The sequence below is a fragment of the Cylindrospermum stagnale PCC 7417 genome (assembly GCF_000317535.1).
GTDB lineage: Bacteria > Cyanobacteriota > Cyanobacteriia > Cyanobacteriales > Nostocaceae > Cylindrospermum > Cylindrospermum stagnale.
This window is the reverse complement of the sequence record NC_019757.1, coordinates 861,571-877,103: the sequence shown is the minus strand read 5'-3', so window position 1 is coordinate 877,103 and position 15,533 is coordinate 861,571. Positions and strand designations below refer to the sequence as shown.

Here is a 15,533-nt window from a genome sequence, read left to right as displayed (position 1 = left end):
AAGTTCTCATTTCTTGCGTATGTTAACAGGCCGCAATGTCGCCATCAACAACCAGTCCTCCTGATGCTTTTCTGCCATAATTAGATGTTCGGCTTCAATTTATCTCCCAAAATACCAAAGAAGCGAAGTGGTGAATAAAACGAAAAAAGTCTACCAATGAAATAATATTCGTATGCGACAGCTAAACTGTACCGCTTACAAAATGCCTCATTTTTATTTTAGGCAAAACCTGCAAATCTTGTCTCCTGCCCTGACGAATGTAGGTTTTTTAGATTTTGCGGTTTGACCGACTCGGTGACGCAAAGATGGGGAGATCTGATAAATCTCATAAATCTCAGAACGAGAAAATCTGCTTTTTCAGACTGAATGTGAAAAACCTACACCTGTGATACCCCAACCTCCCTACTGCCTCAATGTGCAAACTATAAGCACAGCAGCTAAACTACAATGCTCAAGCGGTAATGTAAATTTTATCTAGGCAAATTTGGTTGTTTATTATGAATTTAAAAAAATTGGCAGTTAGAAAAACATTCTTTCAACCCATAATATATATGTTACCAACTGCGCTGATTTTAGGTAGCGCTATTCAAGATTCAGGATTACTCAAAGCCCAAACTACAGCACCTGTATCTTCTCGACAATCAACACCACCTGCTAGGAAACCTGCTTCATCTAAAATAAATAAGTCTCAACCTATTTTTCGGTGGACAAAACCTCCAGCAGGACTCAGTACGATACCAGGACGCCCAATCGGTATGGGAAGTAGAGATTTTTGTCCAGCAGTAGAGAATCCACTCAGAGCTTTAGTGCCTTTTCAAGAGCGTGATTTAACAAGCCAACTTAGTAAAGCATCAATGTCCACAACCCCTATGGATGTGTGGGGATTAACGACAAATAAATATCCAACATTTTGGTTTTACGTCCCTTACACAACAGAGATTCCAGGTGCAAGTGCAGAGTTTGTGTTACAAGATAGTGAAGAAAATGAAGTTTATCAAAGTACTGTATCATTAAGAGCAAAACCAGGAATTATCAGCGTTACGCTGCCATCTACAGCGCTTCCTCTAGAAATAAACAAAAATTATCGTTGGTTTTTCAAAGTCAGTTGTAGTGGACAGAAAAGTATCCCAATTCATGTTGAAGGCGATATCCAACGAGTCCAGTTAAACGTCAGTTTAGAAAAACAATTAGCAACAGCACAACAACGAGACAAAGTTTCTATATATACTGACAATGGCATCTGGTTTGATGCACTGACTTTACTAGCACAACTTCGGCAAGCTAGCCCTAATAATGCATCTTTAATTAGTGATTGGCAGAGTCTTTTAGGCTCAGTAAAATTAGATAAAAACTCAGTTAATGCTCCCTTTATTGAGGATGAATTATCAAATCTATAGCAATAATAAATGATTCCTGAATATTAATTTTTGTCCCACTTTCCAGGCAAACAGGATGCAGGAAAGAGATATTTTTTTGTAAGAATTTATGTGTTTTAATACCAGTCACAGAGACAGTTTCAGAATTTACTCCATCTTATTCACATAACCTGATTCGCAATAAGGCACGGAAAGATAGGCTTGATATCATTTTTATTAAATAAATTGGCGGCTAACACAGGAAAATATTTATTAGAGAAAGTTTGTAGAGATGCAGGTAATATCTGAATCCTTAAATATTCTAATAAATGATTTAGGACTGCTGTAGGCTTATTTATAACCACTCTAGAGACTAAATAAAATAAGCGGATATGAATATATTTGCCGTGGCATCAATGAGTTCTCAAAATATAGTTTCCAGGTTTTATTTGAAAATGTGAGTTAAGCGGTTCTGGCGCGAATAAAGACGAATCATTTGGTCAATATTTAATCTAAATTAAATCTAAAATGCGAATTTTGTTGATTGAAGATGATGAAGTTTTACTGCCGTTACTGCTGCAATCTTTTAAAAGTCAACAATACGCGGTAGATACGGCACGGGATGGTCAAACTGGTTGGGAATATGCTCAAAACACCAACTACGACCTCATCGTTATGGATGTGGGACTCCCCAAAATTGATGGGATTACTTTATGCCAGCGTTTACGTGCAGACAGATGCTCGGTTCCCATCTTACTAATCACTGCCAGAGATGCTAGTACTGAGATCATTCGCGGACTAGACGCGGGTGCAGACGACTATTTAATTAAACCTCTGAAATTGGAAGAACTCAAAGCAAGGTCACGAGCATTACTGCGGCGCGGCCGGGTTTCTCCCACAACTGTGCTCAAGGTAGGCAATCTGCGTTTAGATCCTCAAAGTTGTTTGGTAACCTATGACGAGAAATCTCTGGCACTAACTCCCAAAGAATACAGCTTGTTAGAAATTTTTTTGCGGAACCCGTCACGGGTATTTAGTCGGGGGCAACTGGTCGAGCTTCTCTGGACGTATGACGACCCCCCTTTGGAGGAGAGTGTCAAGGCACATATTAAAGGTTTGCGGCAAAAACTCAAGGCTGTAGGAGCCGCAGACTGGATTGAGAATGTTTACGGCTTGGGGTATCGGTTGAAGATGGGTGTAGGGGTGCAGGGGACTAGGGACGCAGAGGGGGGAATTAGTGTTATTTCCTCACTTCCCTCATCTTCCTCACCCTCCCTTGAGCAGCAATTCCAGCAGGGAATAAGTCAACTGTGGCAGCAGTATCAGGGATTAATGGCTCAACGTCTAGCATCTGTGCAAGCAGCAGCTAAAGCAGTACAGATAGGGACGCTATCCCCAGAATTACGCCAGAATGCTGGGGAAGCTGCACATAAGTTGGCTGGTGTTTTGGGGATGTTTGAACGGGAAACTGGAACCTTATGGGCAAGAGAAATTGAACAGATTTTGTTAGAAAATCAGGCTTTGCAACCAAATCAGGAGCGCCAATTTTTAGATTTAGTCAAGAAATTAACTGAGCTATTGGAACCAGCCGAGTCAAAGATGGCCCTGTCTTCAGCGACTTCTCGATTGTTGTTGATTGACACTGACGAAAATCTCAGTCGAGAATTACAAGAACAAGCGCTGGCGCTCAACCTGAGTTGGCAACTCTTGACAACGTTAGAGCTAGCCAAAACCTGGCTTCAGTCTCACTCGCCGGATTTGGTGGTGTTGGCTGTGGATATGGTGGGAGTGCAGGAAGATAGTCTGGCATTACTATCTGAGCTAGCGGCTCGGACTCCGCCAATACCGGTAGTAGTGCTGGCCTCGGCAGATGGGCTGTTGGATCGAGTGACGGTAGCTCGTGCTGGCGGACAGGGATTTTTAGTTAGACCTGTGACAGGCGGGCAAGTTTGGGCTATGGCAAGACAGTTATTACAACGTACCCATTCCCAAATAGTGAAAGTGCTGGTAGTGGATGATGACCCTGTTTTTTTGGCAGCATTGCGTTCGATGCTGGAACCTTGGGGAATGCGGATGACGGCGTTAGATAACCCTCTACGGTTCTGGGAAGTGTTGCGGTCTGTGGCTCCTGATTTGTTAATTTTGGATGTGAATATGCCCCAACTTAGTGGGATTGAATTGTGTCAAGCAGTCCGTACAGATCCCCAGTGGCAGGGTTTGCCGATTGTGTTTCTAACTGCTAGTAGCGATCGCCAAATTATTCAGCAGGTGTTTGCTACTGGGGCAGATGACTATGTAACTAAGCCAGTGGTTGGGCCAGAATTGTTAACTCGCATCACCAATCGTTTAGAGCGTAGCCGTATGCTCCAGACACTCTCTACTAAAGACCTGTTGACTGGATTACCAAATCAACTCCAATCCAGTCGGGACTTAGAGGAACTGATTGACACTGCATCTTGTTTCTGTCTGGCAGTATTTAGTATGGCAGAGTTGAGATCGCTCAATATTCAATATGGTCATGTCGCAGGCAACCAAATTCTACAACGCTGGGGTCGCTTGTTTCAGACTGCTTTTCGCGGTGCAGAGGCGTTGGGCTACTGGGGAAATGGGGAGTTTGTGGTCGGCATTCCTGGGTTAACGAAACAACAGGTAAGCGATCGCCTCAATGAATTTTTGACTACCCTGCGGCAGCAAGTCTTCACTGCACCGAATGGCGATCGCTTTGATGTGAAATTTAATTTTGGCATAGCTGAGTATCCCAACGATGGCAAAACCCTACAATCACTGTATCAATTGGTGATGCTGCAAAACTTTCAGTAAACAAATTGTCCTAATTAACAGCACAAGATGGAGAGGCAAGCGAAGGGCTATGAGGTGTCACCGTTGGGGCTTGAGCGACTAGAACCACATTACCATTAGTATCAATCACCCACCCTTGGGCTTCGACAATTGCAGTGGGGCTATTGGCAAACTCAGCTTTCTGTGTGTTATCTTCTGCGTGGCGCTGCTGCTGAATAACCACCCTGTTCTGGACATCACCAGCTCGATTCTCACGCTCTGACCCTAGCTTGAGCCAATCTGCCCGTACAACATCATTACTCATCAATGGCTCTCTAGGGCTGGGTGCTATACCTCCACGCCCAGTAGCAATAAATGAACCCTTTCCTAGTTTCCCACCAGGATTGCAGTCAGTAGCGATTTGCTGGGAAACATCAACCAGATTAATAGGTAGTTCGATCAATCCTTTACTAGGATCAACATCTGCTGTGTTAATTTCTATAGTGCCACTTAATGAACGGTTTTCCTGAGAAAACACCGTGATGTCATTTGTTGGTAGCCCACTTGAGTCTAGTTTTTTTGGCTCTTTAGGTTTTAACAGTCTCTCTAACTCTTCACCAGTACGTAGCACAAACCCAAAGATTTTCTGAGTGTCGATTGTGATCTTACCGCCAGAGCCAGAGAAAGCATTAGCTGTGATATCGTTATTTTCTAAGGGAGCAGCGACAACGAAGCCATTAGGTGCATTGATAGTAATATTCCCACCATTGCCAGGAGCGTTTGCTGCGCCTGCACTTGCAGATATTTGACTTTCGCGGCGCATCAGTAATAAATCTTGAACTTGTAGCGTGATATTTCCGCCCGGACCTGAGCTACTTCCAGCTTGAAGTACTCCTCCATTATCCAAAAGTATGGAGCGAGCCGTTACATTTATTTGCCCTGGGGTTGCTAGATTACTTGTAGTTTTTAGGTCGTTTGCAGCAACGCCCACATTTATTAGAGCGCCATCACGGACAATCAATTTCCCTGTAGTGATGTTCACTATTCCTGCATCTCCCTTATATAAGGTTGAAGCGAACAATTGTCCCTTTCCGGCTAATTCTACCGACTCTAAGGCATTCACTGTTATATTTCCTGCGTTTCCTTCAGCTAATACTAATCTCGTGTTGGAGTCACTCACTGCACTAGACTCTGCTGATAACCTTGCCTCATCTTGGATACGCAACTTTCTCGTCTTGATTGTAATGTTACCAGCGTTTCCCGTACTACCAGTTATACTAAACAATCCAGTTAAGCCACCTTGCTCAGTAGTGCTACCAATTAGTTCCACAGACTCAGAGGCATTTACGGTCAGATTTCCTGCACTACCCGTGCCTATGGAATTATTGGATATTCTTGCACCATTCTCAACGATTAGCTTCTCAGCTGTAATTGTTATGTCCTTGCCAATTCCAACTCGAGTCACACTACGCAAGAAAACATTATGACCACTGAGTAGCACTTCCTTGCCTTGCACCTGGATACTGCCGCCATCTGGACCATTAGTATTGACAACCGATGGAATTTTAGAATCGTCAGAAATTCGCTCGATGAGTTGAATGTTCTGGAAATTCTGCACCCCTTCATATCCTAAATTCCAGCTTTGGTCAGTTGATGTTAGTTTGACTAGACTATTGGCTGCAACACTGCCTAGTTCAATCCTTCCTGACGGTGCTGTTAAATTTCCCCCTTCTAGCGTGACATCACCGCCTAGAAGTGCCAAGGTTTTGCTTGGTTCCACCTGAAGGCCAACCTGGGATTCATTGCGGATAGGAGCAGCGGTGGCTCCGAATTGTAAGCCAATGGGAACACTAACTGTCAGCAGGGGTGTGGTTTGGGGTTCTGTAGTACTAAACTTTGTCCCATCCTCAAAGTTGACACTACTTGCCGTACTCGCTACAAATGAACCACCAATTTGTAAAGAAGCATTCGGGCCAAACACAATACCGTTGGGATTTATCAGAAACAGGTTGATACCGTCAGCTTTCAGCGTGCCATATATATGGGAAATAGAATTACCCGTTACCCGGCTAATAATATTCTGAACCTGCCCAATATATTGAAATTCAGCTATACCTTTATCAGGTACAGAAAACTGCTCAAAACTATGGAACAGATTACTACCTGCTAGTGTTCCACCTGTAATTGTCGTAATATTTTCTTGCGTTATCACTTGGGAATTAGTAGGTAGAGTCGTATCTGGGAGGATTTGGGCAACAGCACAATTTGTAGAGAAATTGATTGCACTCCCTATGACAAATCCTAGCCCTTTAACCAAACCACAATGATTAATCATACTAAAAATAACACCTCTATAAAGAAGTGACAGTTATTGACCAATATTGACGCTGCATCTTATTTAAAACTCACGCAACGCATGTTGCGTCATGTTATACTGAGTTTAGCAGAGTACAGTAAAGCATATGAAAATTTTTCGTTAGATAAGCTGCTCTGTGTCTATCTTGATGATCTTGAATTCCATTGTACTGAGGTAGACTAAATATAAATTTGTAATCTGTCTCTTGCTCCATACTAGAGTTAAGAGCATTTATTAAAAATAAATAAGTAGAGGCACAAACATTTTGTGTCTCTACCTAGAATCTGTATTCTAGGTAATAACATATAGCTATAATTAGCAGTTGTATGTCAACTGTCATCCATTTTATTAATATTTTAAAAAATTAAATATAGAGACTTTGTAGGCAAAGTCTCTATATTGTTAGGGAATAAACTAAAGGGTGTATTCAGTTTACTCTCAATGTTTTGACTTCATAGCTATAAAGGAAACATTCCTATCCATCATCAATGATTTTCAGGGCACTTGATTTCCTCACCATTCGAGTCCAAGCAAGTGTGATTGGTACAATAGGATGGTATATCCTTCTTCTTGTAACTATCAGCTTTTCTAGTATCAGACTCATTAACCTGAGTTTTTATGATATTGATACTACACTGAATTTGAATGACTTCTTCTTTTGATAGTTTGTACTTTTGAACCACTTGGGTGAAGTCATATTTTCTTAACATCCCATCAATTACTTGCTGAAGCTCTTCTAATAGTTGTTGGCGTGCTTGAGAATTGGTAGTTTTAGGCTGGAAGTTTGTAGGAACCATGTTTTTTTGTCTCTTTAGTATTGAGATAAAGTTATTAAAATTGTATTGAGCTTGGTGCTGCCAAACTTTGTCTGGGGTTGGTTGCCATCTCTTGGCTCTATAGTTTTCAGATTAGAGGACAATCGGGAAGAACTAGGGAAGATTGACTCCGGTTTAGAATAAATTTCTAGGTTATTGATTATATATCATCTTCAGGGCAAGGCAAAGAACACTAGTAGAGGGCTGAGGAGATAAAGCTACCGTATCTTGTGGGAAACCGCTACGCATCTACAAAACAGTCGAAATAGCAACAAAGTATCTAGGTATTGAAGTTAAAATTCTGCGTAGCGGTACTAGCGTGTCCTTAATCAACAGGAACGGTAATATTGTCAACTACAAAATTGAAATCTACGTAGTCGCCGCCTTCGTCTGTATTATTGACTCGCTTTTGGATTTTTATATTTCCTGTCTTTGTACTAGGAATTATTTCGTCAATTACGAGCTTTCCATCCAAATCAGATGTCTTTTCACTAGTTCCTTCAAATAAAAGAGCTTCTCCAAATAATCTAACCTGTGTTTTATCTGATAAAACTTGCAAAGCGAGTTTAAGCTCAAAACGGCATTCACCGCCCCAACCTATAACAAATGGCGAAAGCTTGACTACATCGGTATTGTTCAGAATCAACGTTTGCGTGGTGCTTCTAGATATTGTTTGATTTGCTACAATATTTTTATCGTCGACACCGTAAGCGTTGGTATTGATAATTACTCTACGTGGTAATGTCATATTTTTCCTGAAATTTATGTACTTTTTGATAAACTAGTACTGAGACTGGTGCTTCCAAGTTTTTCCTGGGGTTTGCTACCTTTCCTTGACTCGATAATTTTCAGATTAGAGAGCAATCGGGAATAACTAGGAAAAATTCCTATTTGGGAAAATTTTTCAGGTTCTCTGTTATGTATATTTTTTTGAGTAAAGCCGAGTGGTACGCTTGATAAGTGTCAGTGTCTGAATTCAAGCCTTTAACAGCTTTTAGAAGTGAGAATTCAGGAAGTAGCGACATCTAAATTTGCGTTCTATATTTAAATTACTTATGCGTCCTCGTCAGGAAATTGTTGAAACTTTCTCTACCTTCGCCCAGTTGGAAAATGATAAGTTTAGCAAATGGTTGACAGATGTCAGATTGCGCCGCAGTATGGAGCGTTATTTGCAAAATTCTCCAGATACTAAACATTTGGTAGAGCCTGCCGTTACAGGATATTTTTGGTCACTATATTGGTATAAGGTATGGCGGTTGAATCCTAAATTAAGCAACCTTGCCAAACAACATTTATCAGCCTATTTACAGGAAACCTGTTATTGGGCTGCCGGAAAAATACTGGCTCGATTTAATATCAACCAGTACGGGTTGGCTGATTATTTTCAAATGGGGATTGCCGAGCTTGAAAAAATTCTAGAAGGATATAACCCTGAAAAAAACTCTAGTCTAAAAACCTATGCCAGCATAGCATTTCCCAGCCGATTAAAAGATATTCTCCGCCAAGGCAAGGAAGCCGATATTTGTACTAACTGGGGTTTGTTACGCAAGGTAAGTAAAAAATTAGTTTTGGAAGCGCTGGATAATGCAGGCTTATCTCCCACGCAGATATCCCAATATCGCCTAGCTTGGACTTGTTTTGGGATGCTGTATCTACAAAACCAACCAGATGGAACTCAAAAGCTGCCAGAACCAAATCGGCAACTTTGGGCAGATATAGCCAATCTTTACAATAGTGAACGACACAGCCAACTAAATCCTCCCGGTTCAGAGTGCAGTCCAGAGGTGATAGAGGAACGGCTGACCAAAACTGCTATTTACCTGCGTGCTTATCTTTACCCAAGTGTTGCCTCTATCAATATCTACAACCAAGAGGAAGATACCAGCCAGGAGTTTGAGATCAAAGACCCGTTATCTGAATCGTTAATAGCGCAAATTATCGCCCAAGAAGAAGCTCAAGAGCGCAAAAATCAACTATCTCAGATGAATCAAGTATTGGTGTCAGCTTTTGGACAGCTAGATCAGCAATCTCAAACCATCTTTGACCTTTACTACCAACAGGGAATGACTCAGCAGCAAATTATCCAAGAGTTGAAGATCAGCCAACCTACTGTTTGTCGTCGGTTACTCAAAGGGAGAGATTCATTGCTGGCAGCTTTACTAAATTGGCGTAGAGAAACAGAGAATATTTCTGTAAATGCCAACCAAATAAAAGAGATGAGTGCTGCTTTAGAAGAATGGTTGAACATTAATTATGCTCAATCTGGCTTGAGAATTTCATCAGTTTGAGGTATTATATATGACATTAACTTTTACAGAACCAACGGAATTGCTGTTAGAGGTAGTGCCCTCTGTGCGATCGCAGTCTTGGCAAAACAGCCAGATTTATGGAACTCCTCACAGTCGCTGGTGTGCCTATATCAATCAAATCTGCCTTGATGTTTTTATAACCTGGGTTAAAAATGAATATGTTTCCGATGCCGCAGTTTGGTTCAGCAGTGCTGGTATACCTAGTTTTTGGGAGTTTGTCAATGGAGTAGGCATATGTTTTGGCGAGCAAAAAGTCTTGCTAGTTCCTAGTGAGGCCATTGACCACAAGGAATTAGAAGTACCCCAGGAATGGGTGGATATTCCCAGTTGGGCAGCAGATTATTATTTAGCAGTACAAATTACAAATAATCAAGAGTGGGTGCGCGTCTGGGGTTACACAACCCATCAGGAATTAAAATCGCCAGGTAACTATGACCCCGTTGACCGTACCTACTGTTTAGATGCACGGCAGATCACAAAAGATATTAGTGCTTTCTTTTTAACTTACCAATATTGTCGAGAAGCACAAACCAAAAAAGCGATCGCCTCATTACCACAATTACCACAAACTCAAGCAGAAAATCTTGTGCAACGCTTGGGTACTCCTTCCGTCACATTTCCCAGACTGGCCGTGCCATTTGCAGTTTGGGGGGCGCTTTTAGAAACCGAACAGTCACGACAAAGCCTGTATCAACACCGACAAGGGATAACCAAAATTAATCTCACTCAATGGTTAAAGGGCATTTTTTCCCCAGGTTGGCAGACTTTGGAGGCGGTTTTTGAGTTAAGAAGTGACAACAATGCTTTAGGACTGAGAAATTACTTCGGAATGAAGGATGCCACTATCAGGCAAGCTAAACTCATCGACTTAGGAATGCAACTGCAATCAACTTCCGTAGTCTTAGTAATTGCACTTGTACCTGATATAGATAGGCAATTTATTAGTGTACGGGTACAGTTGCATCCGGCTGGGCAAGAATTTTATTTACCTGCAAATATTAAGCTGGTTTTGCGCTCAGAAGATCGGCAGGTGCTACAAGAAGTGCAGGCGAGAAGTCAGGATAATTTTGTGCAAATGTTGCGCTTTGACGTGGAAACAGGGGTAACTTTTAATATTCAAGTCGAACTAAATAACTTTCAAATAACAGAAAATTTTATAGTTTAACCTAGTTATTCCTTATTAGTTTAGTGAAGAATATGTAATATTAAACACAAATTAATTTGTGCATTAGTTTAGTGAATACTGTGTAATAATTAACATAAGGTAACCAACTACCAAGAACTAACAAATGCAGTAATGGATAAACTAGTCGTCTTTAGCTTGTTGGCAGGCGATTTAAATCAAGGGTTTCCCGCAGTTACTGCCCAAGTTTCGGATAGTAGTAGGCTGTACCCGATGAAATTTACCAGTAGTCTGCCACCAGTACCAGAACTACCCGAATTATATCGTCGGTGGCAGCTGCTTTACGAGGCACTTCATCAGCGCCTGAGTTGGCGATCGCGGATTAAAATTTATCCGCAAGAAATTACCAATGTCTCTGTGAGTGAATTCGGCGAAATATGTCAACAACTACAAGAACATATCAATAGATGGTTAAATTCTGAACCATTCCAAAATGTAGTGCAACAGTTACGGACACTACTTAACAGAGATGATGCAATTCGAGTAATTTTTGAAACTAATATCCCTTTACTTCAGCGACTTCCTTGGCATCTGTGGAATTTTTTTGAGGATTATCGCTATGCAGAAGTAGCATTAGCTCCTCATGAGTATGGATTTTCTCCAACCCAAGCTAAATTGCAAACAGGTAAGGTAAAAATTTTGGCTATTTTGGGTAATAGCGAAGGTATTGATATTGACAAAGACCGGACTCTGCTACAAGGATTAAAAGACGCCGAGACAGAGTTTTTAGTAGAACCAACACGCAAAGAAGTTGACCAACATTTGTGGAATCAGGATTGGGATATCCTATTTTTTGCTGGACACAGTTCCAGTCAAGCGGATGGTGAGACGGGGAAAATTTATATTAATCAAACTGAGAGTTTAGCAATCCCTCAATTAAAAAACGCCCTACAACAGGCAATTTCACGAGGGTTAAAAATTGCTATTTTCAATTCCTGTGATGGTATAGGTTTAGCACGAAATCTAGCAGATTTAAATATTCCCCAAGTGATTTTCATGCGCGAACCAGTACCAGATTTGGTGGCGCAAGAATTCTTAAAAAACTTTCTTGTTGCCTTTGCTGGTGGCAAGCTTTTTTATTTAGCAGTACGAGAAGCAAGGGAAAGACTCCAAGGATGGGAAAAGGATTTCCTCTGTGCTAGTTGGTTACCAGTAATCTGCCAAAATCCAACAATAATGCCTGTAACCTGGCAAGAACTATGTGGTAGTGGTAGTTTTAATTCTCCTAGCAATGAAGTATCTAGTATTTGGCAGAAAATTGTAGCTGTATGTTTTATTGCTAGTATTGCCTCTGCTTTAATTATTGGTTTAAGATATTTGGGAATTTTGCAGATCCAAGAATTACTAGCTTTTGATCATATATTGAGACTACGTCCTCAAGAAGAACAAGATTCGAGATTGTTAGTTGTGGAAGTCAATGAAAAAGATATTCAAACTTTATTAGAGCCGACACGGGGACTAAAATCAATATCTGATTCTTCCTTAGCCAAATTAATTAAAAAAATCCAACAATATCAGCCACGAATTATTGGCATAGATATCTATAGAGATATTCCAGACTCACCCAATAAATCAAAACAGTCAGAATTGACAACACAGTTAAACCAAGGGAATGTAGTTGTTGTTTGCAAAGGTAAAGATAGCGAACATGACCCCCAAGGTATTAAACCTCCTGCGGGAGTTCCTGTTGATCGTCAAGGCTTTACTGATGGAGTACGAGACCCAGACGGGATAGTTCGCCGTCAAGTTTTAATGATGAAGCAAGAACCTTCTTCTGTTTGCACTACCCCGTTCTCTCTTAGCCTACAACTAGCTGCACGCTACTTATTTTTAGAAGATATTCAACATGACTTTACAAATGATGCGGTAATTTTTAAATCTGTGAGTGGTGTAACAAAGTTTCAACGATTAAAATCAGGCGGGAGCGGAGCGTACCAACAAGGCATCAGTTTAGGTGGTAATCAAATACTAATTAATTATCGCAGCGCTAATTTTGAGCAAGTTAGTGTTGAAGATGTGTTGAGCAATCGAGTTAAACCTGAAGCTATCAAAGATAAAGTCATTTTCATTGGAGTCACAGCCCAAAGCTTAAGAGATACTTTTCCTACACCCTATAGTCTGTCACAGCAACCTTATCAAGAAACTCCAGGGGTATTGATTCAAGCACATATGACTAGTCAAATTATTAGTGCTGTTTTAGATAAAAGAACTGTATTTTGGGTGCTGCCTTATTGGGGTGATATTTTTTGGATTTGGGGTTGGAGTTTAGTTAGTAGCTTGGTTGTTTGGTCAGTGCGATCGCATTTAGGAAAAATATGCTCACTAGCTATTACTATCATAGTTTTATACGGAGTTTGTACTGCTATTTTTTTATTCCAAGGAGCGTGGCTGCCTTTGGTGCCCTCTGCTTTTTCCGTTATCCTTGCGAGTGGAACAATGTTAGTATTGAGACTAAATATCTAGTAGTCTATCAAGTTAAGTTTGCTAGGTAAAGCAACTATTTTAGTTCTCTTATTTCCTTATTTCTCCGCGCTCTTTGCGTCCTTCTCTGCGAAACGCTGCGCGAACGTGGTTCGTTTCTTTACCCTTAAAATAGGAGAGCGAAAAAAATCGCTCTCCTAAAAAAATTGATGCCAAGTTGTGTCTACTGCATAACAGAAAGCTTTAATTTAAAGCTTGGCAAACAGAAGCAACGGCATCGACTATTTTCTCCCAATATTGTAGGTTGGAATCTCTTGCCTTAAAACACTTTTCAATTTGAATGCTATTGCCATTAGATAACCGATTGACAATGTTTTAGGCATCATCACCATCATAAGAACTGTTTGCAGAAGCAACGATACTATTTCTTTATGAAGATGCAATTAATCCTTCCTGAAGACTAGCAATTCTGGACTCCTCCAAAACATTGTTGAGCAATGTTTTGGAAAACCGCACTTATTTGCAGATATCTTCTAACCTTGGAGAAGATGTTAAAGCTGGCTATGCGGCACGGCGCACGGCAACTGTGGGTGGCTCACTGCCTTCGGTGGAAAGGGGCAGGTACGTTTTCTCAGTTGCTGGGGTGGCAAATAAATACGCCTGCGCCTCTTCCTGCCCTTCAATCTCGATGGCGGCGAGATAAACTGGTGCCAGCAAACGTTGGGCTTTACGCTTTGTCAGACTCAGGTAGCCGAAACGCATCCACTTGGGGGCAGCGATATTGCTGATTGGGATCTTCGATTCACCCATCCGAGAGCTTAACTGTAGGAATATCTGACGGGCTGCCTGTTCTGGTGGAAGGATTTCTACTCGGTCGATTACCTGGTCGATAGTCTCACGCACCTGAACCGTTAAAGAGTCAAGTGTTCCTTTGTTAGCTAGCTTGACAGCTACCGAAGCTGCGCCCAATATCGGTAACTCACCTACAAAGTGACGATAGGCTCCAACCACTCGGCAAAGTACTGGTTTGACTGTCTGACCTTTCTGGTCGGCAGCAGCAGCCTTGATTTGCCACAACTGCTCAAAGTTCAGGGACTCGTTTTTCCCTACCCACTCGCGGATGTTTAAGCGACTTGTGGTTCCTTTAACCAGTTCTAGTAGCCTTTCTCGCTCCTCAACATCCTCGAAAAGCGACTCCATTGGATTGAGTCCGGTGACGAGCTGAATCGCGCCGGAAGCATGATAGGCTGTTAACTGCGCCCCAAGCGGCAAGCGGATAAGCGTCCGGTCATTCTCTACAGACAAATCACGACGGTCTATGGGTAAGCTAAATGCCTCGGCAGCTATATTTAGGAAACGTTTAGCCCGTTGTTCTATGTCGTCAAGAGAGTGCTGCCGCACCTCAAGGATCTCAGCACGCGAAGGGATCGAGGATACGCCCTCCACGCTGCTAGCTATTTTCTCAATCAATATCCGATCATCGCTCATGGTTTAACCCTCCGCCCAACGACATAAAATGCAGGATTGTTTAGCTGGTGGCAAATCTGGATCGACATTGCCGTGTCCCCAGAGGTGGTCTCGATTCAGGTAGCTGCGCTCCCATTTGATGTTGCCACCATTCCAGGTGTCCGCGTCGCCCACGCAGACCGTGATTGGGTGGTTGTCTACCCACCAATCGGACACACCATCGATCCAGGCTTCGGAGATTGTGTGACCATTTATGAGGTTTTCAGCCACATCTTCACCACATTCGTCAGTGGTAATGCCGTCATACATCTTTCCCCAAGCACCGCAATAAATATGCATCCCAGCAAAGATATTCCAAAGCCCAGAGACGTTGTTGCGGTCAACGGTTTCGCAAGAAAAGGCCATTACCCATTCAGCGTTCCAGTTCTCGCCGAGCTGCCACTGACCTGAAAAGGTACGCCAGTTCTTACGGGGGATGTCGTAAAGCAGCCTGGCTTGTCCATCGGACGTATGATTGCCATGAGTGCTAATCCAGAAAATATCTACATTGTCCACCCAATTCACATCGTCGCCACCTTTATCTGAATCACGGATGTCAGTTTCCCAACAATCTGTATTGGCAAAGTAAAAAGAGCGCGTGTGACCAGCTGAACGCAGCTTACTGTCGAAACCGTTGCATATATTGAATGTGTAGGTTAAGTCCCCCGCAGTGCTGACGCCCGCAGCACGCGCATTGCTAAAAGATCGAATGCCTTCTATGCCAAATTTGGCCATTAGATCCTCCTTCTCCTTCAAGAGATTTGTTTTTGGTTTGATGGTTTTTAATTTAGGGGAGAATCGAGAAGAAGC

General features: G+C 41.9%; 10 protein-coding genes. 5 read left to right on the top strand and 5 right to left on the bottom strand.

All coding sequences use genetic code 11. The features are described from left to right. Nucleotides 1-497: 497 nt before the first annotated feature. Both CYLST_RS03660 and CYLST_RS03655 read left to right on the top strand, forming a co-directional pair. Complete coding sequence (locus tag CYLST_RS03660; RefSeq protein ID WP_015206353.1) at nt 498-1,397, top strand: DUF928 domain-containing protein; 900 nt, start codon at nt 498-500, stop codon at nt 1,395-1,397. 486 nt (nt 1,398-1,883) lie between these two features. Further along, nucleotides 1,884-4,175: a response regulator gene (locus CYLST_RS03655; RefSeq protein WP_015206352.1), complete on the top strand. Its 2,292-nt coding sequence runs from the start codon at nt 1,884-1,886 to the stop codon at nt 4,173-4,175. 10 nt (nt 4,176-4,185) lie between these two features. Here the strand turns inward: CYLST_RS03655 and CYLST_RS03650 are convergent, their stop codons facing one another. The 3 genes from CYLST_RS03650 to CYLST_RS03640 all read right to left on the bottom strand — a co-directional run bounded on the left by CYLST_RS03650 (nt 4,186) and on the right by CYLST_RS03640 (nt 8,052). Next, the gene (locus tag CYLST_RS03650; RefSeq protein WP_015206351.1) at nt 4,186-6,468 is read right to left on the bottom strand and encodes a two-partner secretion domain-containing protein; all 2,283 of its coding nucleotides are present in this window, start codon (nt 6,466-6,468) and stop codon (nt 4,186-4,188) included. Between the two features lie 506 nt (nt 6,469-6,974). Beyond that, on the bottom strand, nt 6,975-7,286 hold the full coding sequence (locus tag CYLST_RS03645) for a hypothetical protein (RefSeq protein WP_015206350.1): 312 nt from the start codon (nt 7,284-7,286) through the stop codon (nt 6,975-6,977). Nucleotides 7,287-7,629: 343 nt separating this feature from the next. Then, nucleotides 7,630-8,052, bottom strand: a complete 423-nt coding sequence (locus CYLST_RS03640) for a hypothetical protein (protein WP_015206349.1) — start codon at nt 8,050-8,052, stop codon at nt 7,630-7,632. Nucleotides 8,053-8,359: 307 nt separating this feature from the next. Here CYLST_RS03640 and CYLST_RS03635 point away from each other — a divergent pair, with 307 nt between their 5' ends. From CYLST_RS03635 to CYLST_RS03625, 3 genes are all read left to right on the top strand, one after another. Next, nucleotides 8,360-9,592 (top strand): sigma-70 family RNA polymerase sigma factor, encoded by a 1,233-nt coding sequence (locus CYLST_RS03635; RefSeq protein ID WP_015206348.1) that lies wholly within the window; start codon nt 8,360-8,362, stop codon nt 9,590-9,592. Between the two features lie 10 nt (nt 9,593-9,602). Then, nucleotides 9,603-10,778, top strand: coding sequence for a DUF1822 family protein (locus tag CYLST_RS03630; protein WP_015206347.1), 1,176 nt, complete (start codon nt 9,603-9,605; stop codon nt 10,776-10,778). Between the two features lie 132 nt (nt 10,779-10,910). Further along, nucleotides 10,911-13,259: a CHASE2 domain-containing protein gene (locus tag CYLST_RS03625; RefSeq protein ID WP_015206346.1), complete on the top strand. Its 2,349-nt coding sequence runs from the start codon at nt 10,911-10,913 to the stop codon at nt 13,257-13,259. Between the two features lie 519 nt (nt 13,260-13,778). Here the strand turns inward: CYLST_RS03625 and CYLST_RS03620 are convergent. Together CYLST_RS03620 and CYLST_RS03615 are read right to left on the bottom strand one after the other, a co-directional pair. After that, the gene (locus CYLST_RS03620) at nt 13,779-14,618 is read right to left on the bottom strand and encodes a hypothetical protein (RefSeq protein ID WP_157162524.1); all 840 of its coding nucleotides are present in this window, start codon (nt 14,616-14,618) and stop codon (nt 13,779-13,781) included. Between the two features lie 90 nt (nt 14,619-14,708). Continuing rightward, nucleotides 14,709-15,458 (bottom strand): DUF6345 domain-containing protein, encoded by a 750-nt coding sequence (locus CYLST_RS03615; RefSeq protein WP_015206344.1) that lies wholly within the window; start codon nt 15,456-15,458, stop codon nt 14,709-14,711. Between the last annotated feature and the right edge of the window lie 75 nt (nt 15,459-15,533).